The 24,787-nt window shown below is 35.7% G+C and carries 27 protein-coding genes; 19 read left to right on the top strand and 8 right to left on the bottom strand.

The genetic code is table 11. From position 1 onward, the window contains the following. Nucleotides 1–40 precede the first annotated feature (40 nt). The 3 genes from xerA to THC_RS02825 are packed head-to-tail and all read right to left on the bottom strand — an operon-like array spanning nt 41 to nt 3,864. A complete protein-coding gene (xerA, locus tag THC_RS02835) occupies nt 41–946 on the bottom strand; it encodes a site-specific tyrosine recombinase/integron integrase (protein ID WP_068513048.1) in 906 nt (301 codons plus the stop codon). Continuing rightward, nucleotides 936–2,657: an ATP-binding protein gene (locus THC_RS02830; protein ID WP_068513045.1), complete on the bottom strand. Its 1,722-nt coding sequence runs from the start codon at nt 2,655–2,657 to the stop codon at nt 936–938. Before THC_RS02830 ends, xerA begins: the two co-directional genes overlap by 11 nt. Continuing rightward, entirely contained in the window at nt 2,650–3,864 is a 1,215-nt protein-coding gene (locus THC_RS02825; protein ID WP_068513041.1) for an MFS transporter, read from the bottom strand. Before THC_RS02825 ends, THC_RS02830 begins: the two co-directional genes overlap by 8 nt. A gap of 105 nt (nt 3,865–3,969) precedes the next feature. On the opposite strand from THC_RS02825, the gene THC_RS02820 reads away from it, so the two are divergent. Beyond that, nucleotides 3,970–4,218 (top strand): cold-shock protein, encoded by a 249-nt coding sequence (locus THC_RS02820; protein WP_068513038.1) that lies wholly within the window; start codon nt 3,970–3,972, stop codon nt 4,216–4,218. 60 nt (nt 4,219–4,278) lie between these two features. Further along, nucleotides 4,279–4,482 carry a DUF4911 domain-containing protein gene (locus tag THC_RS02815; RefSeq protein ID WP_068513035.1) on the top strand — a complete coding sequence of 68 codons (204 nt, stop codon included), beginning with the start codon at nt 4,279–4,281 and terminating at the stop codon, nt 4,480–4,482. A 3-nt stretch (nt 4,483–4,485) separates the two neighbouring features. Here THC_RS02815 and THC_RS02810 read toward each other — a convergent pair whose 3' ends face one another. Continuing rightward, a complete protein-coding gene (locus tag THC_RS02810) occupies nt 4,486–5,394 on the bottom strand; it encodes a YbgA family protein (protein WP_068513032.1) in 909 nt (302 codons plus the stop codon). A gap of 387 nt (nt 5,395–5,781) precedes the next feature. Here THC_RS02810 and THC_RS02805 point away from each other — a divergent pair, with 387 nt between their 5' ends. From THC_RS02805 to THC_RS02745, 13 genes are all read left to right on the top strand, one after another. After that, nucleotides 5,782–6,672, top strand: coding sequence for a PD-(D/E)XK nuclease family protein (locus tag THC_RS02805; RefSeq protein WP_197650984.1), 891 nt, complete (start codon nt 5,782–5,784; stop codon nt 6,670–6,672). Nucleotides 6,673–7,031: 359 nt separating this feature from the next. Beyond that, a complete protein-coding gene (gene leuC / locus THC_RS02800) occupies nt 7,032–8,309 on the top strand; it encodes a 3-isopropylmalate dehydratase large subunit (protein ID WP_068513028.1) in 1,278 nt (425 codons plus the stop codon). Further along, the gene (gene mntA, locus THC_RS02795) at nt 8,309–8,743 is read left to right on the top strand and encodes a type VII toxin-antitoxin system MntA family adenylyltransferase antitoxin (RefSeq protein ID WP_068513025.1); all 435 of its coding nucleotides are present in this window, start codon (nt 8,309–8,311) and stop codon (nt 8,741–8,743) included. Before leuC ends, mntA begins: the two co-directional genes overlap by 1 nt. Continuing rightward, a complete protein-coding gene (gene hepT, locus THC_RS02790; RefSeq protein ID WP_068513022.1) occupies nt 8,743–9,189 on the top strand; it encodes a type VII toxin-antitoxin system HepT family RNase toxin in 447 nt (148 codons plus the stop codon). Before mntA ends, hepT begins: the two co-directional genes overlap by 1 nt. Continuing rightward, nucleotides 9,182–9,685: a 3-isopropylmalate dehydratase small subunit gene (gene leuD / locus THC_RS02785; RefSeq protein WP_068513019.1), complete on the top strand. Its 504-nt coding sequence runs from the start codon at nt 9,182–9,184 to the stop codon at nt 9,683–9,685. Before hepT ends, leuD begins: the two co-directional genes overlap by 8 nt. 12 nt (nt 9,686–9,697) lie before the next feature. Then, a complete protein-coding gene (gene mazG / locus THC_RS02780) occupies nt 9,698–10,498 on the top strand; it encodes a nucleoside triphosphate pyrophosphohydrolase (RefSeq protein ID WP_068513016.1) in 801 nt (266 codons plus the stop codon). Next, complete coding sequence (locus THC_RS02775) at nt 10,495–11,214, top strand: metal ABC transporter ATP-binding protein (protein WP_068513014.1); 720 nt, start codon at nt 10,495–10,497, stop codon at nt 11,212–11,214. Before mazG ends, THC_RS02775 begins: the two co-directional genes overlap by 4 nt. A 5-nt stretch (nt 11,215–11,219) precedes the next feature. Next, nucleotides 11,220–12,026 (top strand): metal ABC transporter permease, encoded by an 807-nt coding sequence (locus tag THC_RS02770; RefSeq protein ID WP_148638809.1) that lies wholly within the window; start codon nt 11,220–11,222, stop codon nt 12,024–12,026. Then, nucleotides 12,023–12,796: a TatD family hydrolase gene (locus THC_RS02765; RefSeq protein WP_068513007.1), complete on the top strand. Its 774-nt coding sequence runs from the start codon at nt 12,023–12,025 to the stop codon at nt 12,794–12,796. The genes THC_RS02770 and THC_RS02765 overlap by 4 nt, the downstream gene beginning before the upstream one ends. A gap of 297 nt (nt 12,797–13,093) precedes the next feature. Further along, nucleotides 13,094–15,052, top strand: coding sequence for a methyl-accepting chemotaxis protein (locus tag THC_RS02760; RefSeq protein ID WP_068513004.1), 1,959 nt, complete (start codon nt 13,094–13,096; stop codon nt 15,050–15,052). 65 nt (nt 15,053–15,117) lie between these two features. After that, on the top strand, nt 15,118–17,763 hold the full coding sequence (locus THC_RS02755; RefSeq protein ID WP_068513001.1) for a hybrid sensor histidine kinase/response regulator: 2,646 nt from the start codon (nt 15,118–15,120) through the stop codon (nt 17,761–17,763). Between the two features lie 4 nt (nt 17,764–17,767). Then, nucleotides 17,768–18,685 carry a DnaJ C-terminal domain-containing protein gene (locus tag THC_RS02750; protein WP_068512999.1) on the top strand — a complete coding sequence of 306 codons (918 nt, stop codon included), beginning with the start codon at nt 17,768–17,770 and terminating at the stop codon, nt 18,683–18,685. Continuing rightward, entirely contained in the window at nt 18,666–19,136 is a 471-nt protein-coding gene (locus THC_RS02745) for a chemotaxis protein CheW (protein WP_068512996.1), read from the top strand. Before THC_RS02750 ends, THC_RS02745 begins: the two co-directional genes overlap by 20 nt. 1 nt (nt 19,137) lies before the next feature. Here the strand turns inward: THC_RS02745 and THC_RS02740 are convergent, their stop codons facing one another. The 4 genes from THC_RS02740 to THC_RS09285 form a co-directional block, all read right to left on the bottom strand. After that, nucleotides 19,138–19,749, bottom strand: a complete 612-nt coding sequence (locus THC_RS02740; protein ID WP_068512994.1) for an HNH endonuclease — start codon at nt 19,747–19,749, stop codon at nt 19,138–19,140. 3 nt (nt 19,750–19,752) lie between these two features. Beyond that, nucleotides 19,753–19,986, bottom strand: a complete 234-nt coding sequence (locus THC_RS02735) for an Lrp/AsnC ligand binding domain-containing protein (RefSeq protein WP_068516585.1) — start codon at nt 19,984–19,986, stop codon at nt 19,753–19,755. A gap of 286 nt (nt 19,987–20,272) precedes the next feature. Continuing rightward, on the bottom strand, nt 20,273–21,316 hold the full coding sequence (locus THC_RS02730; RefSeq protein WP_148638808.1) for a uroporphyrinogen decarboxylase/cobalamine-independent methonine synthase family protein: 1,044 nt from the start codon (nt 21,314–21,316) through the stop codon (nt 20,273–20,275). After that, nucleotides 21,303–21,584 carry a hypothetical protein gene (locus THC_RS09285; RefSeq protein WP_148638807.1) on the bottom strand — a complete coding sequence of 94 codons (282 nt, stop codon included), beginning with the start codon at nt 21,582–21,584 and terminating at the stop codon, nt 21,303–21,305. The genes THC_RS02730 and THC_RS09285 overlap by 14 nt, the downstream gene beginning before the upstream one ends. A 34-nt stretch (nt 21,585–21,618) precedes the next feature. Here THC_RS09285 and THC_RS09380 point away from each other — a divergent pair, with 34 nt between their 5' ends. The 4 genes from THC_RS09380 to rpoN all read left to right on the top strand — a co-directional run bounded on the left by THC_RS09380 (nt 21,619) and on the right by rpoN (nt 24,773). Further along, nucleotides 21,619–21,765 (top strand): hypothetical protein, encoded by a 147-nt coding sequence (locus THC_RS09380; protein WP_153303641.1) that lies wholly within the window; start codon nt 21,619–21,621, stop codon nt 21,763–21,765. 410 nt (nt 21,766–22,175) lie between these two features. Further along, nucleotides 22,176–22,640, top strand: coding sequence for a lipopolysaccharide transport periplasmic protein LptA (gene lptA / locus THC_RS02720; protein WP_082706249.1), 465 nt, complete (start codon nt 22,176–22,178; stop codon nt 22,638–22,640). Further along, nucleotides 22,630–23,364, top strand: coding sequence for an LPS export ABC transporter ATP-binding protein (gene lptB / locus THC_RS02715; RefSeq protein ID WP_068512981.1), 735 nt, complete (start codon nt 22,630–22,632; stop codon nt 23,362–23,364). The genes lptA and lptB overlap by 11 nt, the downstream gene beginning before the upstream one ends. Before the next feature lie 2 nt (nt 23,365–23,366). Continuing rightward, on the top strand, nt 23,367–24,773 hold the full coding sequence (gene rpoN, locus THC_RS02710) for an RNA polymerase factor sigma-54 (protein ID WP_068512978.1): 1,407 nt from the start codon (nt 23,367–23,369) through the stop codon (nt 24,771–24,773). The last annotated feature ends 14 nt before the right edge of the window (nt 24,774–24,787 follow it).

Raw genomic sequence — 24,787 nt, 5'->3', positions numbered from 1 at the left:
AAATAATTTCCTTTAGAAAATTAAATGAGGCAATACGGGTCTAAGGGGAAGATTTTTTTGAATTAGCCCGGGGATGGGCTTTGAGATAATTTTGCAGAAGATATTCATACTGGACCTTAGTGTATTTCTGGGTAGTTGCAAGGGAGCTATGTCCTAAAAGCTCTTGAATAGAGCGTAAATCCATGCCAGCATTGAGAAGGTGGGTGGCAAAGGCATGTCTTAAGGCATGAGGATGAAGCTTGAAAAGACCATAGCGCATTCCCTCTTTTTTAATTAGCTCAAAGATCCATCTCTCAGAGAGTTTTCCACCCCTCTGATTGATAAAAAGATAGGGACTTTCTTTTTTTAATTTCTTAAGGAGTAACTCCCTTTTTTCTAAATACTTAGTTAGCACACTCAAGGCCTTTTTTCCAATAGGAAGCACCCTTTCCTTTCCACCTTTACCTTTGGCTCTGAGAAGACAAGAAGCAAGGGATAAGTCTTCAAGTCTTAGGCTGGAAGCCTCAGAAACTCTAAGTCCTGTTGCATAAAGGAGCTCAAGAATAGCCCTCGTTCTAAGCCTGACAAAATCTTCTCCTTCAAGACTGTCAAGCATTTGGTTGAGTTCCTCTTCAAAAGGCACTTCAGGCAAAGGGCTTCTGACTCTACCAGTATTTATCTTTAAGAAAAAAGTCTTATTAACCTCACCCCTTTGAGATAGAAATTTAAAGAAACTCTTAAGGGCACTTATTTTTCTTGTAAGACTTGAGGCCTTAAGTCCCTTTTTCTTTAATTCCAATATATAAATTTTTAAGATAAAGGGGCTTACATCTTGGAGAGTCTGCTTAGACTGATTAAGAAACTCAAGAAATTGCAATAGATCAACTTTATAAGCCCTTAAGGTCTGGGATGAATAATTTTTTTCTACTTCTAAAAACTTTAAAAAATCTTCAACCTTATCCTTCATTTAAAAGAGAGGAAATTTTCCTGCAAAGATCCTCTATCTTAAAGGGTTTTAAAAGGACCCTTTCCTCAGGGATTTCGGATAAAATAAATACATCACCTGTGATATAAATCACCCTTACATGAGGAAAAACCTCATTGAGGCTAAATACCACCTCCCTTCCCTCCATATCAGGCAAATTTAAATCAATTAAAGCCACATCAGGCTTCTCAAGAAAAGATAGTTTATTTATAAGGTCTTCTCCTTTCCCAAAAGCAAAGACTCGAGCCCCCTTTTCTGTTAATACTACTTTAAGGGATTCTCTAATTTCATCTTCATCCTCAACAAGATAAATGACTTTATCCTTCAATGAGATTTCCGTGGGTTCTGGACAAAGAGGTTTCTCTGAAACAAGGGGCACATAAAGGTAAAAGGTGGTTCCTTTATTTAATTCACTTTCAACCTCTATAAAGCCTTCTAAATTTTTAATATGGTGATTTACCAGAAAAAGGCCAAGACCACTGCCTTTCTCCTTAGTAGTAAAAAAAGGCTCAAAAATCTTAGACAGCACATCTTCTGGAATCCCTGGGCCTGTATCTCGAATCGATAACTTCACATACTTTTTATTATTTATTTGATCATCATAAGTGCTTATAGACAAATATATTTCTCCTTTGCCTTCCATAGCATCTTTGGCATTGGAAAGTAAATTTAAGAGTATATATCGCCAGAAAGCAGAATCTCCAAGAGTAAAAAGGCTCTTATAATATCCGAGATCAAGATAAAGTTGAATATTGTCTCCTAAAATCAGTTGAAAGGTTTCAAGGTTTTCTTTAAAGAAATTAATTATGTCAATTCTTTTCTGTCTTATCTCTCGGCTTTCCTTGGTATAATCCAATAATATTCTATTTAAATCAATCCAAGAAAAAATTGTTTTTTCAATAGAGGAAAGAAGGCCTTCCATCTTACTAACCGGAGCAGAGCGAAGTTCCTTCAGATAACTTTGAATAGTGTGAAGAACATTATTAAAATCATGCACAAGTCCCCTTAAAAATTCAGAAAAGGTCTGGGTCTTGTGAATTTTTTCTATTTTTTGAGAGAGCTCAAGTAATTCAGAAATATCTGAGGCAATGGAAATTACAATAGGATCACCCTCCCAATCCTGAGTTAGAAAGCAATTCCATATAAAATTGCGTATTCTTCCATATTTATCTTGAAGGGCAAAAATTACTCCTTCTTCTCTAATCCCCTTCATAACCTTTTTACAATGCGCTTCTGCTTTAGGTCTATCAAGCTCCCAGATAAGATCTTTTATTAAACTCTTACCTATTACTTCTTCTCTTGGATATCCCAGAAGGGTCTCTACAAATCTATTAACATAAATTATTTTATCCTCTTTCAAAAAAAATATTAAAACTGGAAGGGCCTCAAGCAACTCAAAAAGAAAACCTGAAAAGGGTTTATCCTTTCTAAATTCCTGAAAAGAAATTAAAATATTTTCATCATCCAGAAATTTACAAGTTCCAAAGTAAATAAGGGGAACTGGATAATCAATAGTTAAAAGGATTTTTTTTTCCTGAAAAAGATCCATTTTTAGGCAAATCCCCTGTCTTTCTATTTCATCAAGAAGAGATTTTGCCTTAGAATTATGATAGACTATCTTCCCTGTTCCTTTATTCAATATAAGAATAGGATTATCCAAATTATCAAGAGCCTTAAGAATTAGATCAGACATTTTTTTCCTTATTTTTAAGGATAAACAATATTGGCATATTTACTATAAAAATTAAAAAAATCCATACCATCATTAAAACCTTATAATTCAAAATTTCAACCATATATCCTATGGAAATTTGTCCCAGAGGTGCCATACCGAGAAAGGCAACTGAAAAAAGACTCATCACCTTTCCTCTTAATTCAGATGGAGATCTCTCTTGAAGAAAGGAATTTACAACAGGATAAAAGTTGGTAAATGAAAATCCTATAAGCATAACACTAATAAAATATGTTGGAAAAGTATTAGCAAAAGTTAAAATTAGGAGACCAGTTAACCAAAAGGCATGAGCTTTCAATAAATGAAAAATCTTAGAGGGTATTTCTTTTTTAAGAAATAGGAAAAAAGCTCCCATTATAGCGCCTATTCCAACGCCTGATGAAAGAAGGGCAAATTCTTTGGCTGAGCCCTGTAAAATTTTAAAAGTTAGCATTGGTAACAATATTATAATAGAAGTTGCAAAAAAAGTAAAAGACGCTGTAAGGAGCAAAATTAATGAAAATTCAAGATTTTCTGTCAAAAATTTCAAAAAATGTTTTAATTCCTTAATTACATTAAATTTTTCAGATTTTCTTGAAAAATCTTCTGAGGTTTTAATCCAAAAGGTAAAGATAAAAAGTGGTAAATAACTGATAAAGTTGATAAAAAAACATATACTTATGGGAAAAATTTGCATTATAAAACCTGCCAAAGCAGGCCCAAGCATACGGGCACTGTTAAAAGAAGAGGCCTGAAGAGATAAGGCTCTGGTTAAATATTGAGGGGGAACAATTTCACTAATAAAAACCTGTCTTAAGGGCATATCTATAGAGGAAAGAACAGAGGCTAAAAAAGATAGAAGTAAAAAGGCCCAGAATAAATAAATTCCAAAATGTAACAAAATTCCCAAAACCAAAGGGGGAAAAAGGGCAAGAATAAGGAGTAATTGAAGAAGTCTTTTGCGATTAAATCGGTCAATTATGAAACCTGCAAGAAGGGTAACAAAAATCGTAGGAAAGGTGGTCAAAAAATTAAAAAGACCAAGTTCTCCTGTAGAGTGGTGAAGATTGTAAATTATCCACTGGAGAGCAGTATTTTGGATCCAAGAACCTGTGAAAGATAGAAAATGACCAGTAATAAAAAGTCTGAAACCTTTATATTTTAACGGACCTGGTAAGGTCAAAAACATCCCTTTTATTTTATTATAAAAAAATTTTTTTATTACCCTCTTTACAAAAAATTTTTTAGGTGTAATCTACCTTTCAAGAAACAAACATAAGGAGGTTTAAGTAACATGTTTAGAGGTAAGGTTAAGTGGTTTGATGAGAAGAAGGGGTATGGGTTCATCTCTAAGGATGAGGGTGGTGATGTCTTTGTGCATTTTTCAGCCATTGACATGCCGGGCTTTAAAACCCTCAGAGAAGGTCAAACTGTTGAGTTTGAGGTCATTCAAGGGCCCAAGGGAGAACAGGCATCAAAAGTAAAGGTAATTGATGCTGGAAATCCCCAGAATTCAAGAAGGGCAAGGACAAGAGAAGCTTAGTAATTCTTAACCTGACAATTCAGGGAAGAGGCTAAGGCCTCTTCCCTTTTCCATATCCATGTGAAGGGAAGTTTATTTAAATTTATTATAGAGCCATCTAAAATTGCCTTTCTCAAATTCATTCTTGAGGGTTATGATCACTTAGCTATTCTTACAATTCTTGATCCTCATAAGGGTTTTTGCACAATATCCTTTTATCCCAAGGAAAAAGAATTAGTTCAAGAGATTTTACAGGATTTTAGGGTTGAATTTTTAGAGAACTAACCCTTAATAAAGCTCAGCTGGAAAGGGTTCTAAATAAATTTGACTTAATATATAATTCTCATCAAATCTAAGCGCAAAACTTTTAATTAGTTCCAAAGGCACATGTAAATCAACTTTTCCAAGTCCAAATTTTTCAATTAAATGTATGAGATGATGTCTTTCCTTAGGACTTATCCTTTTAGTGAAATAACCTGCCAGGTGATATAAAGTATTGGCATGTTTCTTTCTATCAGGTCTTTTCTTTAAAGCTTCTTTTAATAAAGTTTCATAATGTAAAAACTTACCCTCTTCTGATTCTGCTCGCGCAAGAAGTCTACCCATTTCCTTAGTTAATTCCTCATGATAGGTTTTGAGGAGAAACTTTGCCCTTGTATGAAAATCAAGAAGGCTCTTAGGATTCTCAATTTTGACCTCTACTCTAAAACGGCTCAGGATAAAAATTCTTGTCAAAAAATTATAATAAAGGCTTTTATCTCTGAGTCTGCCTTCGTCTTCAAGAGGTAAATCAGGAAAGACTTTTTTAAAGATGTGAGCAAAAAGTCCATCTGTTTTCCCAACTTTTTTATCATCCTCATAAAGCGTAGCTGTACCTACTCCGCAAGAGGGGGATTTACTCTTAAGAAGGGCTCCATCTATCTGGGAAAGAGAAGCAAGATATTGAATAAAAAAATTCCTCATCTCAAAGGTTAAGTCTCTTCTGGTATCCTCCTGCCAGATGATCCTTTGGTTATATTTTTTTAGAACTCTAATTTTTGGCCTTGGGATACCGAGACCAAACTCTGCCTCTGGGCAAAAGGGTATAGCCTCAATAAAGGGTTTTAATTTCTCAACCAGGGGATCAACAATTTTTCCCCCATCATATCTAACCTCTTCAAAAAAGCATCTGCTAATTAACAAGCAGGGTCGAACCATTTAGTAAAAGTATAAAATTTTTTTTGATCTTTTCTACTCTCTTTTTTTTGCATAAGTTCAGATCATTACAAGAAAAAAAGTGGTAAAAGGTAAGAGGTAAGAGTAGGGAAAGCCCCTTGCGTGTCTGCCCAATAATGTAAGGGAACATATAACAGGCAAACACATAGCCCCTACAAAATACAGGTTCATTTTCCTACACCGAAGTAGTTGAAAAAATCGTCTTGAGTCTCAAAAGATATGGACGCATACATTCCCTTGATAAAGTTTAATAAAGTTTTATAATTCTCAATAAGGAATTATGGAGATATGGCATTTTTGTCCCTCAGTTGTTTAAATTTTGCAAAGAGGTCATGCTTATAATATAGACAAAAATTGTAGGAGGGAATAATGGAACAGATACTTAACAATAACCTCAGAGATTGGTTAAAAAGAGAGCTTCCTCTTCTTCTTGAAAAAGACCAAGAAGTCAGGGAAATTCTTATAGAAGTCGTTAGACCCTACTTTGCTGGAAGAGCTGAAACAGAGGACCGCTTTGAAAAACTCCTTGATGAATTGCGTAAAGAACGGGAGGAAAACCTAAGAAGGTGGGAAGAAAATAATAGAAGATGGGAAGAAAATAATAGAAGGTGGGAAGAAAACCAAAAAAGATGGGAAGAAAATAATAGAAGGTGGGAAGAAAATCAAAAAAGATGGGAAGAAAATAATAAAAGATGGGAAGAAAATAATAGAAGGTGGGAAGAAAATCAAAAAGTAATAAAGCAATTGTTTGAAGAAATTAAAGCCTTAAGGGAAAAACAGGAGAAAACTGATGAAGAAATAAAAGTCTTAAAAGAAAGACAGGAGAAGGATAAACAATATATGTTAAATAAGATTCATTCAACACTTGGAGCAATTGGAGCTCGATGGGGCATAAAAACAGAAGAGTCCTTCAGGCGAGCCATATGCCGAATATTTAAAGAATTTCTCCCTGAATACAAAGTCTCTCGGTATGAGGTGATGGACGAAGAGGGAGAAGTATTTGGATTCCCAGCGGCAATTGAGCTTGATTTGATCATAAAAAATGGGAAACATATTGTGGCAGAAATCAAATCTGGAATGAGTTTCAATGACATAGCCATGTTTTTAAAAAAAGCCAGATTTTATGAAAAGAAAACCGGAAGAAAAGCAGATGCCCTCTGGATCATCTCCCCCATGGTTGATGAAAAGGCCAAAAAGTTTGCCAGAAAACACAAAATATCCATATTTAGCTGCCCTGAGATGATTGAAGAAAAAGGCTAAACTATCACCATAACTACATAAGTTCCGATCCTTACAAGAAAAAGGAAGGGTGTAAAAGGTGAGAGGTTAAAGGATGGGCAAATCTATAGTGTCTGCCCAATCCTTGCGTATCTGCCTAAGAGTTTAAAGGAACAACACAACGGGCAAAGATACAGGTTTGCTAAAAGATGGTAAACACATAGGTTTGTCCTTACTATAAAATGAAAATTAGATAAAAATTATTCAAAAATTGATTGACTTGGGTTGGATGTCGGGGTAGATTTGAGTTTCAAAAGATATGGACGCATACCATAGCTTGAAATAAACAAGAAAAGAAGTATTTTATAAGGTTATTAAAATTCCAAAGAGGAGTTTGCCCTATGAAAAAAGCCCCTATGACCTTAGCTGAAAAGCTTCTTGCTGAAAAGCTTGGTGTCTCCAAGGTTGAACCTGGGGAACTGGTTGAAGTCCCTGTTGACTTAACTCTTGCCAATGACATAACGGGCCCTCTTGCTATTAAGGTCTTCGAATCAACCTGCATAAACCGGGTCTTTGATCCAGAAAAAATTGCCTTAGTCATGGATCACTTTACTCCAAATAAGGACATCAAAAGTGCAGAACAGGTGCGCATTTGTAGAGAATTTGCAAAAAAGTATGGAATCAAACATTATTATGAAGGTGGAGTCTGTGGAATTGAACATGCCCTTCTTCCTGAACTTGGCCTTATTGCCCCTGGCGATATTGTCATCGGAGCTGATAGTCATACCTGCACCTATGGGGCTCTTTCTGCCTTTGCAACTGGTGTTGGTTCAACGGATTTAGCAGGAGCATGGATCACAGGTAAGACTTGGTTTAAAGTCCCCGAAAGCATTAAATTTGTCTATTATGGAAAACTCAAACCCTGGGTCACAGGGAAAGACCTTATCCTCTATACCATTGGAGATATCGGAGTTGATGGCGCCCTTTATAAAGCCATGGAATTTACTGGTGAGGCTATAAAAGGACTCACCATGGCAGAACGCCTGAGTATGTCAAACATGGCAATTGAAGCGGGTGGAAAAGTGGGGCTCATGGAGGCAGACGATAAGACCCTAAAATTTTTAAAAGGAAGACTCAAAAAGGAACCCCTTATCCTTAAAGCTGATAAAAAGGCTAAATATTCTGAAATTAGAGAATATGATTGTTCTAAAATTGATCTCGTTGTAGCCCTTCCACACCTTCCATCCAATGTTAAATTTGTTAAGGATCTCTCTCAAAAGATTTACATTGATCAAGTAGTAATTGGTTCTTGCACTAATGGAAGATATGAAGACCTGGAGATGGCTTCTAAGATTCTTAAGGGCAAAAAAATTAATCCCAATGTGAGATGTATTATTATTCCAGCAACCCCAGAGATTTATAAACAGGCTCTAAGAAAAGGTTTACTTGAAATCTTTCTTGAGGCTGGAGCTATAATTTCCCCACCCACCTGTGGCCCCTGTTTAGGTGGGCACATGGGAATTCTTGCCAAAGGTGAAAAGGCAGTTGCAACAACTAATAGAAACTTTGTAGGAAGAATGGGACACCCTGAAAGTGAGGTATATCTTGCAGGACCAGCTGTGGCAGCAGCCTCAGCCATACTTGGCTACATTGGAACCCCTGAAGAATTAGGGCTATAATGATTGACCCAGAATTAAAATTTAAAAATCCTTTCAAAATCTCTCATAAAGAGAGAAAAAAAATTATAGAAATTCTGAAAGATTTACTCTTTCCTATGGAAGACATACTTTTTGCCTATCTCTTTGGCTCTTTTGCCGAGGGATTAAGGTTTCATGATATTGATATCGCCATTTTTGGAAAAGAGACCTTTGAGCTTTCTGAGTTAATTGATTACTCTAATTTCCTTGAAAGGGCCTTCCATTATCCTGTTCATCTTGTTGACCTCAATGCAGTCTCACCAGGCTTTCAGATGGAAATTCTCTCAAAGGGGATCTTACTCTTTAGCAAAGATGAAGAACTGAGAACAGATTTTATAGAAAAAGTTTCCCTTAAATATAGAGAATACGCCCATTTCAGAAACTTAAGCCTTGGTATTGAGGGCTTACTTTCCTGATGAAAATAAATTTAGAAAAAATTTATAAAAATCTTGAGAATATCAAGGACTCCTATTCCCAGATAGTGAAAATCTCTTCTAAGGATGAAAATATACTTCTTGAAGACCGAATTTCCCTTGGGGCTCTAAAATTTGAATTAATTATCTCAGTTGAGGCTATCTGCAATATTCTTACTCATCTCTTGAGTAAAGTTAAAAATAAAGCCTGTAGTGGCTATATAGATTGCATAAAAAAAGCTAAAGATTTTTCTCTTATAAGTGAATCCTTAGGTGAAAAACTTATAGGACTTGCTAAATTGAGAAATTTACTCGTTCATAGATATTGGGATATTGATGATAAACTTTTACTTAAAGAGGTAAAAACCCATAAAGATGACCTTTTGAGTTTTGTAGAAGAGATAGAAAATAATTTGAAAAACTTTTGTAAGGAGGAAAAAAATGATTAAGGGAAAGGTGTGGAAATTTGGAGACAATGTGGATACAGATGTCATAATTCCTGCTCGGTATTTAAATACCACTGATCCTGAAGAACTTGCCAAACACTGCATGGAGGATGCAGATCCAGAATTTTCAAAAAAAGTAAAACCTGGAGATATCCTTGTTGCAGGAAGAAATTTTGGTTGTGGCTCCTCAAGGGAACATGCTCCCATTGCCATTAAGGCCTGCGGAATATCCTGTGTGATTGCAGAATCCTTTGCAAGGATCTTTTATAGAAATGCCTTCAATACAGGACTTTTGATAATTGAATGCCCAGAAGCTGTAAAAGACGCCCAGAATGGAGATGAACTGGAGGTAGATGTGGAAAAGGGACTGATTATCAATCATACGCAGAAAAAAACATATAAGATTCATCCTTTACCCTCTTTTATGAAGACAATTCTTGAAGATGGAGGATTAATTCCTCATATAATGAAAAAATTTAAAGCAAGTTGTTCAATTTAAAACCTGTTGTCCATGGGAATTAAGCTTAAATTTTCCTTTCAAAGAAAAGGGGATCTAACCTCTCTCTATGAAATAGTTGAAGCCTTAAGAAGTGAGAAAGGGTGCCCCTGGGACAAAAAGCAAACTCCCCAGAGCCTTAAAAAATATCTTTTAGAGGAGACCTATGAAGCCCTTGAAGCTATTGAAAAGGGCTCTCCTGAAGAGATTAAGGAGGAGTTAGGGGATTTACTATTTTTACTTCTTTTTATTATTTATCTTTATGAAGAGGCAGGTGTTTTTTCTATTAGAGATCTTGTCTATTTAACCTTTCAGAAAATGATAAGAAGGCATCCCCATGTCTTTGGTGAAGAGGAGGCCAAAACAGCAGAAGAGGTTATTTCTAACTGGCAAAAAATAAAAAGTAAAGAGGGTAAAAGTGAATCGGTTCTTGGCAATATTCCTAAGAGTCTTCCTGCCCTACAAAGGGCATACAGACTCGGAGAGAGAGCTGAAAGAGTAGGTTTTGACTGGAACTCCCCTCAGGAGGTCTTTCCAAAGATATATGAAGAACTTAGAGAGCTTGAAGAGGCTCTATCCCAAGGCAATACCTCTCAGATAAAAGAGGAACTGGGGGACTTACTCTTTTCCTTAGCCAATCTATCAAGAAAACTAAACCTTAATCCCGAAGAGGCCCTAAGAGAGGCTTTAGAAAAGTTTGAGCAAAGATTTAGAGAAATGGAAAGAAGGATAAAAGAAAAGGGAAAAGGCCTTCAAGAGCTCTCCCTTGAAGAAATGGATGCCCTCTGGGAAGAAATAAAACCTGCAAAATTATGATCCAGGTTGAAAATTTAACGCTCTCCTTTAATGAAAAGCCCATTTTAGAGGAAATAAATTTAACGATAAATCAAGGAGATTTTCTGGCTATCATTGGTCCCAATGGGGGTGGTAAGAGTACTCTTATCAGGTGTCTTCTTGGGTTTTTGCAGCCTCAAAGGGGTAAAATTACCCTTTGGGGAGAGCCAATCTCTACTTTTAAACACTGGTATAAAATTGGCTATCTCCCCCAGAGAGCAGGCAAAGAATTGCTCTCTTTGAATCCGATAACTTTAAAAGAATTTGTCCTTCTCCCCTCTAAGTGGTATAAAAAGCCTGTTGATACATCTCATCTTAAATTTCTTATAGAAACCTTTGGGCTTGAAGAACTAATTTCCAAGAAGATATCTCACCTCTCCTTTGGTCAACTTCAGAGGGCTTATTTAGTTAGGGCCTTGCTTTTAAAACCAGAGATTTTGATTTTGGATGAGCCTTCAGTTGGGCTTGACTTTGTTTCCCAGGAGGCCTTTTATCAAATCCTTTCGGATTTTCATAAAAGGGGCTTGACTATCATTCTTATTACTCACGAAACATGGCTTTTAACTCGGGAGATAAATAAAGTTGCCTGCCTGAACCACAGGCTCTACTATCACGGAGAACATGAAGAGTTTTGCGTTTTAGCAGAAAAAGGTATTACAGATCTTCCCTATCATAGGGTAGAACACCTTCATTGGTAGAAATTATGGAGAATTTGGTCTTTTTCCTTAAACTTTTCAAATGGGGGCTTTTGTCCGGGCTTTTCTTTGCAGTTTCTTCTGCTCTTACCTCTCCCTATCTAATCCTTCAAAAAAATTCCCTCTTTCCCCATGCTATAACTCATCTTTTATTGCTTTCCCTTCTAATTCTCTCGGTTATTTCACCTCTTGTCCCTCATTACTTACACTTCCCTTTTTTACTTCTTCTGACCCTTCTTTTAAGCTCATTTATACACCTCTTAGTAAAGGTGTTACATATTTTTGAAGATACTGCAACCTCTCTTATAACTTATCTATCTCTCGGAGTTGCTCTAATCCTTGCTACTAAAACCTCTCAATATGATATAACCCTTCTAAATTATCTTTTTGGCTCTCTATTCACAGTGGAAGCTATAAATGTCTCTGAAAGCCTTTTTGTCTTTATTATCTCCTTAGGACTATTTTTTTATTATAAAGATATATGGCTCACCCTTGGTATAGAAAAGGAAGTTCCTGGTCTTGACTTTCAGAAAGCTCAATTCTTTTTCCTACTTTTAATCACTCTTCAGACCTTAATTGGGGTTAAACTTATGGGTGTCCTTTTAGTATCAGCCTTTTTTGTTTTTGCCTCAACCCTTGCCCTTAAAAGTTCTCCTTCCTTTAAATGGGTAGTCCCTTTAACTATATTTTTTAATTTGTTTGCTGTAGTATCAGGTTTTCTTCTTTCTATTTATTTTGATCTTCCCTTTTCAGCTGGAGCTATTATAATTATGGGACTTTACATTCCCATGCTTTTCTTGGTAAGACACAGATGAGGTTTATTGATACCCATGCCCATTTAAATTTATCTGAATTTAAAAAAGACCTGCCTGAGGTAATAGAAAGGGCTAAAAAGGCAGGGATTATTAAATGTATCGTTGTTGGTATAGATAAAAAAACAGGAAATCAAGCCCTTGAACTCAAAAAGGCCTTTCCTGAATTTATAGAGATTGCCATAGGCTTTCATCCCCACGAGGTTAAGAAACTAACTGAGCTTGATTATCAATGGTTAGAGGAACATCTGCCTCAGGCTATTGCCCTTGGAGAGATAGGGCTTGATTGGGTAAAGGAATACTCTCCTAAGGAGCTTCAGATAAAACATTTTGAAAAACTTCTGGAACTTGCAAGAATTTATAAAAAACCCGTTATCCTTCATCTGAGAGGAGATCTCTCTTTCTGGGACTTTTCTCTTGATCTTCTCAAGGCCTATCGGGATCTTGCTCTTCTTTTTCATTGCTTTACCTCAGAAAAAGAGATAGCTTTAAAAATCCTTGAATTCAACTCCATGCTTTCCCTCCCTGGAGTTATTACCTTTGATAAAGCAAGGGCTTTGCAGGAAGCAGTTAAAACTATCCCCATAGAAAGAATTGTTCTTGAGACCGACTGCCCTTATTTATCCCCAGTCCCTATGCGAGGGAAACGCAATGAACCCGCTTTCTTAATTTATACCGCACAAAAACTTGCTGAACTTAAAGAAACTACTATAGAAAAGGTAGCTGAAATTACCACTCAAAATGCAATAAAATTTTTTAATCTGAATCAATAATTTCATCCTTACAAAAAAGGGAAGAGGTGAGAATAAGGGGGAGCTCCTGCGTGTCTGCCAAATCCTTGCGTGTTTACACAATAATGTAAAGAAATACATAGGTTTGTCCCTACAAAATACAGGTTCCTTTTCCCACAACAGAAATAGTAGAAAAATTCTATAGTGTCTCAAAATATATGGGCGTAAACACTAACTTGACAAAGAAAAATTTTTTTGTATTCTATGTAAATTTAAGGATTTAGACTTGATATAAAAGTAATAAAAAATTAAAAGTAATAAAAAAAGAAGGAGGGTCTTATGAAGTCTTTGATTCGGCAAAATTTTCTTATGGCTTTAGCTGTTGCTATAATTGGGCTTTTAATTTGTATTTTTGTGTTTTATGAATTGCAAAGTCTCAAAGGCTGGGGTGTTGCTGTAGATAATGCAGGAAAGTTAAGATTTAACAGTCAGTGGCCAAAGGCTGCAGGATTCCTTTATTTTGAAAAAGTTTGTCTCAAAAAAGAGGACCCTCAAAGTAGTGCCTCTAAAAACTATATTGAAAGGATTGAAAAATCAAGAAAGACTGTTTTTAAGGCCATAGAGGATTTGAAATATGGAAAAGATGGTTCTAAAGCTATTTCATCGGTATCAGATGAAAAAGCTGTGACCCTTTTTAATGAGATTGAAGGGGGATATAAAGAGCTCTTTAATCTCATAGATAATCTTGTAAAAACCTGTGATGAAAGGCTTCTTGGAAAAATAGATGAGGTCTCTGAAAATATCCTTTCTAAGGCTATGGAACTTACTCCCCTTCTTGCTAAGAAGGGTGTAAATGATACAAGGCTTCTTCAGGTTCAGATTCTGACAATCATTCTTATTTTAGTAATAATGGCTTTAAGTTTTGGATTTTCCCTATATTCAACAAAGATCCTTAAAAATACCATATCCGAATTGACCAATGGTATCAAGAGCTTTGAAAAGGGTGATTTTAGAGTTTTAATAACCACAAAGTATAAAGAATTCAGTCCTATAGCAAACTCTCTAAATGCTTTAAAAAGAGTTATTGAGGGAATGCTAAATGGAATGCTTAATGCAAGCGAGATTACCTCTAAGGTGATAGAGGGTCAATATGAAGATGTTGAGGAGGCATCTCCAGTTTCTTCTCAGATTCAATCCCTTGTGGAAAAGGCCTCAAGTATTGGAAGTGAGCTTACAGATCTTCTTGCCTCAATTGAGAGGTCAACAGAAGAGATGAAGCTTGCTATCTCAGAGATTTCTAAAAATACCCATGAAACAGCTGATAGAGCCAAACTTGTGAAAATTTCTGCAAGTGAAATGGAAGAGACTGTTCTTGCTTTAGAGAGGTCTATGGGAGAGATTCGTAATATATCTGAAATTATTCGGGGAATTGCTGAGCAGACCAATCTCCTTGCCCTTAATGCCTCAATTGAGGCAGCTCGTGCAGGAGAGGCTGGAAAGGGCTTTGCAGTGGTAGCCAATGAAGTAAAGGAGCTTGCCAAAAAGGTTTCAGATTTTACAGGGGAAATTGAAAAGATAGTGGATAATCTCTCTCAAGAGGTCAAAAATACCGTTGAAAAGGCAGAAAAAACAAAAGAGATGGTGGATGAGGTTGAGAAGGCAACCTCAATGATTGCAGGAGCAGTTGAAGAACAAACTGCGGTAACTGATTCTATTGTAGAAAATACTCTTCAAACCAAGGAAAAAAGTTTTGCCCTTATTTCTGAGATTGAGGACTTAAGAAAAGTTGTAGAGAAACTAAATGAACTTTTTAAGGATATAAAGGTTTCTTCTGATATTCTTTCTGAAATTAGTTTAACCAATAAGATTACAGGTAAGCTTTTTGATATAGAAAAAATTCAAGTGACAGATGAGGAACTTGAGAAGCTTTCGGTTAATGCTCTTGTAAATCTTGCTGTTTTAGGGCATATAAACTGGAAGATGGGATTTCTTTCTGCTCTTAATGAAGGTGTTATACCTCAAGTTGAAAGAGATCATAGAAGGTGCTTACTTGGAAGATCCATGCAGATCCTTGAAAAACGCTTAAAAGGGACCCCTGTAGAACCTGTTTTAAAATCCTTAGAAAAACCCCATGAAGAGCTTCATGGTTTAGTTGGAAGAGTGGAAAGAGAGCTTGATTTGAAAGACAAAGAAAGTATTACCAGATTTATAGAACTTAATGTATTACCAATCTTTGAAGAAGTTATGAAGCACCTGCTTGATATAAGGGATGCCTGTAGAAGACATGGTTGTGATTAGGTCTTGACTACTTAAGAGTTTTTATTTATTATGTTATAAACTTACGGATAGCAAAGGGGGCCTCTATGATAGATGAAGATATTTTAAAGGATTTTCTTGTTGAGGCAAAAGATGGAATCGCTAAGATGGAGGAGGAATTTATTGAACTTGAAAAGGATAAAGGAAACCTTGAGATTATTAAAAGCCTTTTTCGAACGATGCATTCTTTAAAAGGGGCATCTGGATTTTTTGGGTTCAAATCCCTTGAGGGTATAGCCCATTTTGCTGAAGATATCCTTGGAAAGATAAGAGATGGAGAGATTGAACCTACTGAAGAAGTAATTGATATTTTGCTTAAATGTCTTGATGAAATCAAGTATATTGTTGCCTATCTTGAAGAAAATAAGACTGAGCCAGTGGAAGATAGAATTCTTGATTTTCTTGTAGATCTTTCCAATTTTACAAACAAATTAAAGAAAAAAGGTGAGGTTCAACTTTCTAAGGAGGCTGAAAAAGGAGTAACTTCAGAAGTTAAACCTGAAGAAGTGAGTCATAAGGAAGAGCCTTTTGAGGAAAAAGCAAAGACTAAGGAAGAGCCTGAGGTAGAAGAAAAAGTTCTCAATGAGAATGTCTTACCAGAGGAAAAAAGGGAGGCTGAAAAGGAGGAAAAAACCGTTGCAACCCCTCAGATACAACTTACTGAGACCCATATTAAGGTTGATGTAAAGCTTCTTGATCAACTTATGAATCTTGCTGGAGAGTTAGTTCTTGCAAGAAACAGGGTTGTTCAACTTGCCAATAAAATCAATGAACCTGAGCTTTCAAGAAGTGTACAAAGTCTTTCTATGGTTACAACTGAGCTTCAGGAAACTATTATGAAGACCCGTATGCAACCCATTGGGGTTGTTTTTAATAAATTTCCCCGGATTGTTAGAGACCTTGCTAAGGCTCTGAATAAAAAGGTTAATTTACATCTGGAAGGAACAGAAACGGAGCTTGATCGTTCAATCATTGAGGCTATAAAGGATCCTCTCACTCATTTAGTCAGAAATTCCATAGATCATGGAATTGAAGCCCCTGAGGTTAGGGTTCAAGCAGGCAAACCTCCTGAAGGAAATTTGATTTTAAGGGCCTACCATGAGGGAGGCCAGGTAATTATTGAAATTGAGGATGATGGGAAAGGAATTGATCTTGAAAAGATAAAGAAAAAGGCCATAGAAAAGGGCTTTGTCACACCTGAAGAAGCTGAAAAGCTCTCTGACAAAGAGATCCTCTCTTTTATTTTTAAATCTGGCTTTTCAACCGCTGAAAAGGTCACTCAGGTATCGGGCCGTGGTGTTGGAATGGATGTAGTAAAAACTAATATTGAAAAGCTGGGGGGATCTATTGAATTAAATACTTTTCTTGGAAAGGGAACAACAGTTAGAATTAAAATTCCTTTGACCTTAGCCATTATTCCAGCCCTTATTGTTACCTCTCATGATCAACGCTATGCCATTCCCCAGGTAAGTTTGAGAGAGCTTGTAAGCATAAATCCAGAGACTGATATATTAAAAATGGGTGATACTGAATTTTATCGTCTCAGAGGGGAAATTATACCAGTGGTTAGACTTTCAAGGGCTCTTGGTTTTAAGAATGGAAAGTCTGAAAAAAGCTTAGTAATACTCAATACAGGAGAGAGACACATAGGTCTACTCGTTGACCAGATTTACGATTCTGAAGAAATAGTGGTTAAACCCCTTGGTAAATGGTTTAAAAATATTCCCCTATACAGCGGTGCAACTATTATGGGGGATGGGAAATTGGCCTTGATTCTCGATGTGGTTGGGTTAAGTCAACTTGCTGGCTTAAAAACAGAGGAAATAGAAAGGTCTTATGAGGAGAAAAAATTTAAAACCTCAGCTGAGGAGACTCAGTTTATCCTTATTTTCAATGTGGGTGAGGATTCTTTAGCTCTTCCGCTTGCGCTTATTTCAAGACTTGACAAGATTAAAGCAGAAGAGATTCAAATCATCGGCGGGAAAGAAGTAATTCTTTATAAGAACAAGGTTATTCCATTAATTCGCCTTGAAAATTACTTGCCTATTCAGGGATCCCCTCCTCAGGAAGAATACAATATTCTTTTCTTTACGGAAAGAGAAAAAACTTGCGCTATTCTCTGTTCAAAGATTGTTGACACCTTAGAGACAACCTTAGAAGTAGAAGTGGATCTTTATGTCCAGCCAGGTATTCTTGGACATAGAATAATTAACAATAAAACTATACTCTTTCTGGACATATATAAAGTTATAGAGATGTATGATCCTGAGTGGTTTATCGTAAAAAGAGAAGAACCTGAAGAAAATCTAAATATTTTACTTGCAGAGGATTCTCCCTTTTTCCAGAACATGATAAGAAATTATCTTGTGCAAGCTGGTTTTGAAGTAGAAGTAGCTGGAAATGGAGAAGAGGCCCTTAAAAAGCTCAAAGCAGGATACAAACCAGCTTTAATTATCAGTGATATTGAAATGCCAGTTATGGATGGCTTTGAGTTTATTAAGAATGTTAGATCAATTCCTGAATATAAGGACATTCCTATTATGGTGCTTACTTCTTTAACTGGAGAGGATATAAAGAAAAAGGTTTTTGAATTAGGGGCTAATGCCTATGAGGTAAAGCTTGAAAGGGAAAAAGTCTTAAGAGCCATAGAGGAATTATTATCTTATAAGAAAGAGATGCGGATTTCTATTTAAGGCTATGAATAATTTTGCATTTTCATCTTCAGAAGAATTAAAGCAGTATTTTAGGATTAGAGTAAAAACTCTCCATCCTGACCGGGGTGGAAACCCTGAGGAATATCTCAAATTTCTGGAATGGTATAAAAAAGCCCTTGGTGAATTACAAAAAAAAGAGTCTGTTTCTATTTTAAAACAGTATATTCCCAAGGGTAACTCTTTTTATAAAATGCAGGAATTTACAATCCGTGAAGTAGCATTAGCAGAGACTGTTGAGTTAACTCTTCCCCTTAGGGAAATAACCTGTCCAGATTGTAAGGGATGTGGTCAAGATTTAAAAGGAGCTAAAGAAACCTGTCACAATTGTCAGGGAAAGGGAGTTTTAACTCTGCTTAAAGGGAATCAAAGTTTAACCTTCCCTTGTTCCTTTTGTAATGGAAAGGGGGTTATCTTTAAAGAAAGTTGTTCAAGGTGTATGGGTAAGGGTAAAATAAAAGAGGAGGAAAGAGTTAAAGTTAAATTACCTCCTGGTTTAAGAGAGGGTGATATTCTCTTTATACCCGGATCCCTTTACAACGCAAAGTGGGACTTTTATTTAGAAGTAGTTTTGAAAAAACATCCTAACCTGACCTTAGAAAAGGACAAGCTTTTATATGAGCTTAAGCTTCCCTTTTATGAAATTCTTATTAAAGAAACTATTGCTATTGATACCTTAGAAGGAAGAGAAGAGATCCCAAGTAGACTTTTTACTACAGGTGGATCCGTTGTTCTAAGAGGAAGAGGCCCCTTTGTAAAGGAGAATGATTCAATTAAAAGAGGCGACTTAGTAATATCTCTAAAGCCAGTTTTTCCGGAAAAAATCTCGGCTAAGGCTAAAAGCTATTTAGAAAAGGCAATAAAATATATGGAGGGATTTAAGAATGAAGACCCAAGATTTTAAACCCTTAGTTGAAGCCAGGAAAACCGTTGCCCTTCAAGAGACCGTTCCTTTGATAACCTTTTATTTAGGGGATATACTTTTTGGGATCTATGCAGAAAAGGTTATGGAGATTAATAAAGATTTAGAAATTACTCCAGTTCCTTTATCTGATCCCTATATTTTAGGGATTATGAATCTCAGAGGCCAGATTCTGACTGTAATAGATCTTGCTAAGAAAATAAATTTCCAGATTGAGACCCATCCTAAACTTAATTTGATTGTGAGAAATCAAGATGAAGCGGTGTCTTTTTTAATTGAAAGGATTAGTGATATTATGGAGGTTCCGGTGGTTAAACTTGAAGATCCCCCTGAGAAAATTGAAGGCTTTGATAAAGAATATGTGGAAAAAATTTATCAGCTACCGGATAGACTCCTGGTTATTTTAAATGTTACGAAACTATTTGCTAATTAACTTAATCTGTAAGGATTCCAGCAAAATTTAAAAAGACCTTCCATTTGTCTTTTTTGTGTTTGGGAAATTCTTCAAGAATGAGAGCCTGCCATCTTGGAGTTTTAGGAAGTTTAAGAAGCTTTAATCCAGCTTCCTCTGGAGTTTTATTACCTTTTTTAAGATTACATTTTTTACAGCAGAGCACCACATTTGTCCAGACTGTTTTTCCTCCTCGACTTTTAGGAATCACATGATCAATAGTTCTTTCTTTCGGGTTTTTAAGAACCTTACCACAATATTGACAGGTAAATTGATCCCTTAAAAAAAGGTTTTGTCTGGAAAAGATGACCTCATTTTGGGGGAGAGACTCGTAATAGGGTAAATAGACTGCATCAGGCACAAGAAGAGAAATAGAGGGGCTTTTGATAAATTTAAACTCAGAGCTCTTCCCGTTTTCATAAAATTGACTAATCTTAATCCACTCCTCAAAGGTATGCGTTGTCCAATCGGGAGTTATAACTTTGGCTGTGCCTTTAACCAGATGACAAATAGCTCTTTGAAGAGTAATAATTTGAACAGCTTGATAATATTTGTTTAGGACAAGGATTTTTTCCTGAAGAAGACTTGGCCCCAACCTTTAGCTCACCACTGGACAGGTCATGGTATGATTTATAGCTGGAATGTTTTGAAATCTCTCTAATAGAAGTTTAGAGATATCCTCATAGTGAGGCACTTCTATCTCCACAATGATATCATAGGGGCCCATAATTACATCAAGCCTTTTAATCTCCTCAATTTTTTTAAGCTCCTCAACTACCTTTTGGGTCTGACCAATTTGGGTGTTAATCAAAATATAAGCTCTTAAAGGCATCTTCCCTCCTCCTTTCTTTGAAATGTTTATATATGATAAAGCAAATTTAAAAAAAAGCAAGAATTTGGGTTGCGTTTATGTCTTTCCCCCTGCCTCCGCACATTGATGCTAAAATATAAGTGGTTTCAAATTATTTCTCCCTCTCACCTCTCACCTCTCACCTTTTACCTCTCACCTTTTTCACCCTTTCTTTTTCTTGTAAGAGTATGAAACTATGCAAAAAATTAAACTTCTAAGAGAAATCAGGGTGCCCTTTTAGATTAGCAAGTTTTAAATAAACTTAATGCTAATCCTGAAAATTTTTCTGTAACTCCTTCAAAAGAATTAAAACTTTTTCAACCAACTCTTCTGGAAGACTTCCCATTCCACAGGCAGGTGTAAAAAGGATTCTATGCAGTAATATCTCTTTCTTTATAGAGGTTTTTTCCGCTAAAAGAGAAAGCTGTTTTTTAAAACCTTCAATAATCTCTTCCTTTTCTACTTTCTCCAGAAATGAACTTGTGGTTGGTACTGCACCAAAGGCAAGGTATTTCTCAGGTTTGGTCAAAAATTCTTCAATTTTATCTACATAAATAATAAATTTTTCAAAAAAGGAAAAACTATCAAAATTAACAATATCTATCTCTGAATCCAGAAGAATATCCCAGGAAGTATTGGCGCATACATGTATTCCAACTATGAAACCATGTTTTTTAAGGATCCCTGTTATTTCTTTTAATAACTCAAGGACAAATTCCTTAGACAAAGAGATATAAGTGCTACTTCCAAAGCCTGAAAGACCAGGTTCATCTAAAAAAATAATTACCTTTTCAGCTAAATCTTTTAGATAATAACCCTGAGAAAGAGCCTTTAAAATAAGATATCTCAGAAGGAGATCCCTTAAGTCGTCTTTAAAGATAAGGGATTCTTCTTTTTCATTTTTTAGTGAGATTCCAAGGGTAAAAGGTCCTGTAATTTGACCTTTTAAAAAGAAGGGGTTCAGAGTTTTGGCCTTTTCGAGAAAAGGGAAAAAGGTCCTGGAAAAGTTTGTTTTTAATTGTTCTTTTAGTAAAAAGAGATTATTATTTTCTGTGATTTCAACATAATTTTCATAAACTTTCAAGAGGCTTTCTTCAAAAGAAGGAGTATTTGTTATAACACGCTCCTTTTCAAGATCAAAACCAGGAAAATCGTAAACAAACTGCCAAAGCATTCCCTCTTCTTTAAATTTTGGCAGTTGAGGCCAGGCAGGGATGTCAAATCTAAAGGCTATATCAAGAGCTTTTGTAACATCAGTAAAAGGAAGACTCCCTATGTGGGTTGTCTTTAAATACAACTCAGGGTAGGACACAGACACCTCCTTGGGTCTCATTATTACATTCTTTATTAATCTTCTTGCCCTCACCCAGTAATATTTTTTGCATATCCTCAAGATCAGGATAAATTATCCAGGTCTTTTCACCTTTTTCAATTAAAACAGGAACTGAAGAAAGATTAAAAATCTTTAAAAGGAAAAATCCCTTTTGCAGGGGAATTTTCACAAGATCATTCCTTTTAACAGCTGAGAGAAGCTCTTTACAGCGGGAACAATCCTCGGAATAGATTAAATAATATTTCATTTGAGGAGCATTTAAAAAATTTTCTGAAAAAGATGTGATTTTAAAAGCAAAAAATAACCCCATAAAACCACCCAGGAAAACACTGAAAAGGGAAAAAGAATTAAATCTGCTTTCCCTTAGAAAGATAAGATATAACAGAGCAATTATGAATAGAGAGCCTCCGATAAATAAACAAAAGTAACAAAGAAGCTGAAAATCAAAAAAGAGCCTTCCTAAAAAGACACCTTCAGCTATTAAACCGGCAGATAACAAAATTAAGATCAAATTAAGAAAAAAGGAGCCTTCGGTGGAGCAATAGAGCCAGGTGATAAAAAAAAGAGAAAAAAAATATATCCCACCAAGAACTAAAAGATAGTTCTTGGGTATAATTGTTAAAAATTGAGTGATCTCACAGGCCTTAGAGGTACAGAGACTTTTTCCATAATGGTATAATACACCTTCTATTAAAAGGACCATCAAAGTCAAAAAAATAAGAAGGTAGATAATAAAAAGAGTGGAGCTTCTTTTTTTTGGCATACCAATGTATTTTATACGACCCCTAAAAAAAGTAAAGACTTGTTTTAAATGCCTTTTGGGTTATATTAATAATTGATGAAGGCCTTTAAAATAGTGTTTTTAACACTACTTTTCCTGAATGGTTTTTTATTGAATAGCCTTTTTGCTAAGGAAATCAATATTAATTCCGATAAAATGGAGGTTTTTGAGGATGATGGCCTTGCAGTTTTTACGGGAAAGGTCTTTGCCCAAACTAAGGATATTAAACTCTGGGCAGATAAGCTCTATGTTTATTATATAAAAGGAGAGGCCAAAAGAGACATTCAGCGCATCGTTGCCATAGGGGGAGTTAAGATTGAAAGAGAGAAATGGAAAGCTGTTGCTGGAAAGGCTACCTATTTTAAGGGAGAAGAAAAACTCATTTTGGAAGAAAACCCAAAGGTCTGGCATGAAAAGAATCTTGTAGAAGGAGATTTGATAACAATTTATTTTAATGAAGATAGAAGTGAAGTTTTTTCAAGATCTGGAGGAAGGGTTAGAGTAAAAATATATGAAAAATAATGAACTGAGTCTCTCAGCTATACATCTTAAAAAGAGCTTTAAAAAAAGAGAAATAGTCAGGGATATCAGTTTCAATGTCAGAAAATCAGAGATTGTAGGGCTTCTTGGGCCAAATGGCGCTGGAAAGACCACATCCTTTTACATTTTAGCAGGTTTTTTAAGACCAGACAATGGGAGGATCTCTTGTGGTGATAAAGATATTACAAATCTTGATGTCTCGGAAAGGGCAAGTCTTGGGATAATTTATCTTCCTCAAGAGACCTCAGTTTTTAGGGGCCTCACGGTAGAGGAAAATTTTAAAATTGTTATAGAAAAATGGAAAGAAAAGGCTGAAGTTATTGAAAAAAAATTGGAAAATTATCTTGAGATCTTTAATTTAACAGAGGTTTTGCATGTTAAAGCTCAGTATCTTTCAGGGGGTCAGAAAAGAAAAGTGGAGATCGTAAGAGCCCTTTTGATTGAACCAGATTTTATTCTCTTAGATGAGCCCTTTGCTGGAATTGATCCCATTGGAATTAGTCAATTAAAGGATATCTTTAATACCCTAAAAGAGCAGGGATTGGGCCTTTTAATCTCTGACCATAATGTAAGGGATACTTTAAAGATTTGTGATAGGGCTTATGTAATTGCAGATGGCGTAATTATAGGTTCTGGAACACCCCAAGAATTAGTAGAGCTTGAACAAGTTAGAGAAAAATACTTAGGTAAAGATTTTAAGATTTAAAAATGATTGAAATAAAAAATCAGCTCAAGTTAGTTCCCCAACTTATTTTAACGCCTCAGCTTAAACTCACTCTTAAAGTTTTACAATTAAATATTCTTGAATTAAATGAATATCTTCTTCAAGAGGCTCAGGTTAATCCCTTTTTAGAGATAGAATTTAGGGATTTATACTCTGGAAGGTCTCAGGTAGAAAATAGAGAGGATATAACTTTGGTAGATGAATTTCACTGGGATGAAGAAAGCTTATGGGAAAGGAGAGTTCCTTCTTTTAGCTTTGAAGAAGGAGAAGATGAGATAGGGTCCCTCATTGAAAGAACGGTTGGAACTGAAGAAACTCTTACTCAGCACCTTTATTGGCAACTTGGGTTTCTTGAGCTTTCACCTTTGCAAAGAGAGATAGCAGGTTTTATTATGGGGAATCTTGATGATAAGGGCTATCTGAGTGTGCCTGTAGAAGAACTGGCTATAGATATTAATGTATTACCAGAAGAGGTAGAAAAGGTTAGAAGGCTTCTTCAAAGGTTAGATCCCGTGGGAGTAGCTTCTCTTGATCTCAGAGAGTGCTTGCTTGTTCAACTTGAATTCTTAGGTTATAAAGATAGTGATCTTCCTTATAAACTTGTTGCAGAACATCTCTCTGAGCTTGTCCAAAATATTGAGACCCTTTCCAAAAAGCTTGATTTACCTATTGCGGACCTTCAGGAGGCCATGGAGATTATTAAAAATTTAGAACCCTTTCCTGCTCGAAACTTCTCTTCGACCAAAGGACTTTACATTGAACCGGATTTACGATTTTATAAAGAGGAAGAAGAATGGAAAGTAGAGATTTTGAATGAAAAAGCACCCAGGGTTTATCTAAGCCCCCTTTACTATAAAATCATTCAGAATAAAAGGCTTTTAAATAATGGAAAGGGTAAGGAGTTTTTAAAAGAAAAATTTAAAATGGCTGAAAATTTACTTAAGGCCTTAGATAGTAGATATAGCACCCTTTACAAAGTAGGAGAGGCAATTCTTAAAGCCCAGAGAGATTTCCTTGAAAGGGGGGTAAGTTTTCTGAAACCTCTTACCTTAAAAGATCTTTCGCAAGTTACAGGATTACATGAGTCCACAATCAGCAGAGTAATTAGCCATAAATATGTAGATACCCCCTTAGGGCTATATCCTCTAAAATTTTTCTTTTCAACAGGTTATGATACCCATAAGGGAGAGAGTTTATCAGCGGTAGCTATCAAGAACTACATTAAAGAAATAGTGCAGACAGAGGATCCAAAAAAGCCCCTTAGTGATAGTGAGATTGGAAGTATTTTAAGTGAAAAGTATGGAATAAAAATAGCCCGAAGGACAGTGACAAAATATAGAGAGGAACTTAATATCCCATCCATTAGAGAGAGAAGGAAGAAAATATCTTAGCTTAGGAGGGTTAT

It is taken from the genome of Caldimicrobium thiodismutans (genome assembly GCF_001548275.1).
Taxonomy (GTDB): Bacteria; Desulfobacterota; Thermodesulfobacteria; order Thermodesulfobacteriales; family Thermodesulfobacteriaceae; genus Caldimicrobium; species Caldimicrobium thiodismutans.
This window is presented reverse-complemented; position numbering and strand designations above follow the sequence as displayed.

Bases quoted from the DNA above. Each gene is read 5' to 3' on its own strand.
- rpoN (WP_068512978.1), top strand. From the start codon at position 23,367: ATGATTGAAATAAAAAATCAGCTCAAGTTAGTTCCCCAACTTATTTTA.
- THC_RS09285 (WP_148638807.1), bottom strand. From the start codon at position 21,584: ATGAAATATTATTTAATCTATTCCGAGGATTGTTCCCGCTGTAAAGAG.
- leuD (WP_068513019.1), top strand. From the start codon at position 9,182: ATGATTAAGGGAAAGGTGTGGAAATTTGGAGACAATGTGGATACAGAT.
- hepT (WP_068513022.1), top strand. From the start codon at position 8,743: ATGAAAATAAATTTAGAAAAAATTTATAAAAATCTTGAGAATATCAAG.
- THC_RS02760 (WP_068513004.1), top strand. From the start codon at position 13,094: ATGAAGTCTTTGATTCGGCAAAATTTTCTTATGGCTTTAGCTGTTGCT.
- THC_RS02810 (WP_068513032.1), bottom strand. From the start codon at position 5,394: ATGGTTCGACCCTGCTTGTTAATTAGCAGATGCTTTTTTGAAGAGGTT.
- lptB (WP_068512981.1), top strand. From the start codon at position 22,630: ATGAAAAATAATGAACTGAGTCTCTCAGCTATACATCTTAAAAAGAGC.
- THC_RS02770 (WP_148638809.1), top strand. From the start codon at position 11,220: ATGGAGAATTTGGTCTTTTTCCTTAAACTTTTCAAATGGGGGCTTTTG.
- THC_RS02820 (WP_068513038.1), top strand. From the start codon at position 3,970: ATGTTTAGAGGTAAGGTTAAGTGGTTTGATGAGAAGAAGGGGTATGGG.
- xerA (WP_068513048.1), bottom strand. From the start codon at position 946: ATGAAGGATAAGGTTGAAGATTTTTTAAAGTTTTTAGAAGTAGAAAAA.
- THC_RS02735 (WP_068516585.1), bottom strand. From the start codon at position 19,986: ATGCCTTTAAGAGCTTATATTTTGATTAACACCCAAATTGGTCAGACC.
- THC_RS02755 (WP_068513001.1), top strand. From the start codon at position 15,118: ATGATAGATGAAGATATTTTAAAGGATTTTCTTGTTGAGGCAAAAGAT.
- THC_RS02745 (WP_068512996.1), top strand. From the start codon at position 18,666: ATGAAGACCCAAGATTTTAAACCCTTAGTTGAAGCCAGGAAAACCGTT.
- lptA (WP_082706249.1), top strand. From the start codon at position 22,176: ATGAAGGCCTTTAAAATAGTGTTTTTAACACTACTTTTCCTGAATGGT.
- mntA (WP_068513025.1), top strand. From the start codon at position 8,309: ATGATTGACCCAGAATTAAAATTTAAAAATCCTTTCAAAATCTCTCAT.
- THC_RS02805 (WP_197650984.1), top strand. From the start codon at position 5,782: ATGGAACAGATACTTAACAATAACCTCAGAGATTGGTTAAAAAGAGAG.
- mazG (WP_068513016.1), top strand. From the start codon at position 9,698: ATGGGAATTAAGCTTAAATTTTCCTTTCAAAGAAAAGGGGATCTAACC.
- leuC (WP_068513028.1), top strand. From the start codon at position 7,032: ATGAAAAAAGCCCCTATGACCTTAGCTGAAAAGCTTCTTGCTGAAAAG.
- THC_RS02765 (WP_068513007.1), top strand. From the start codon at position 12,023: ATGAGGTTTATTGATACCCATGCCCATTTAAATTTATCTGAATTTAAA.
- THC_RS02830 (WP_068513045.1), bottom strand. From the start codon at position 2,657: ATGTCTGATCTAATTCTTAAGGCTCTTGATAATTTGGATAATCCTATT.
- THC_RS02750 (WP_068512999.1), top strand. From the start codon at position 17,768: ATGAATAATTTTGCATTTTCATCTTCAGAAGAATTAAAGCAGTATTTT.
- THC_RS02775 (WP_068513014.1), top strand. From the start codon at position 10,495: ATGATCCAGGTTGAAAATTTAACGCTCTCCTTTAATGAAAAGCCCATT.
- THC_RS02825 (WP_068513041.1), bottom strand. From the start codon at position 3,864: ATGTTTTTGACCTTACCAGGTCCGTTAAAATATAAAGGTTTCAGACTT.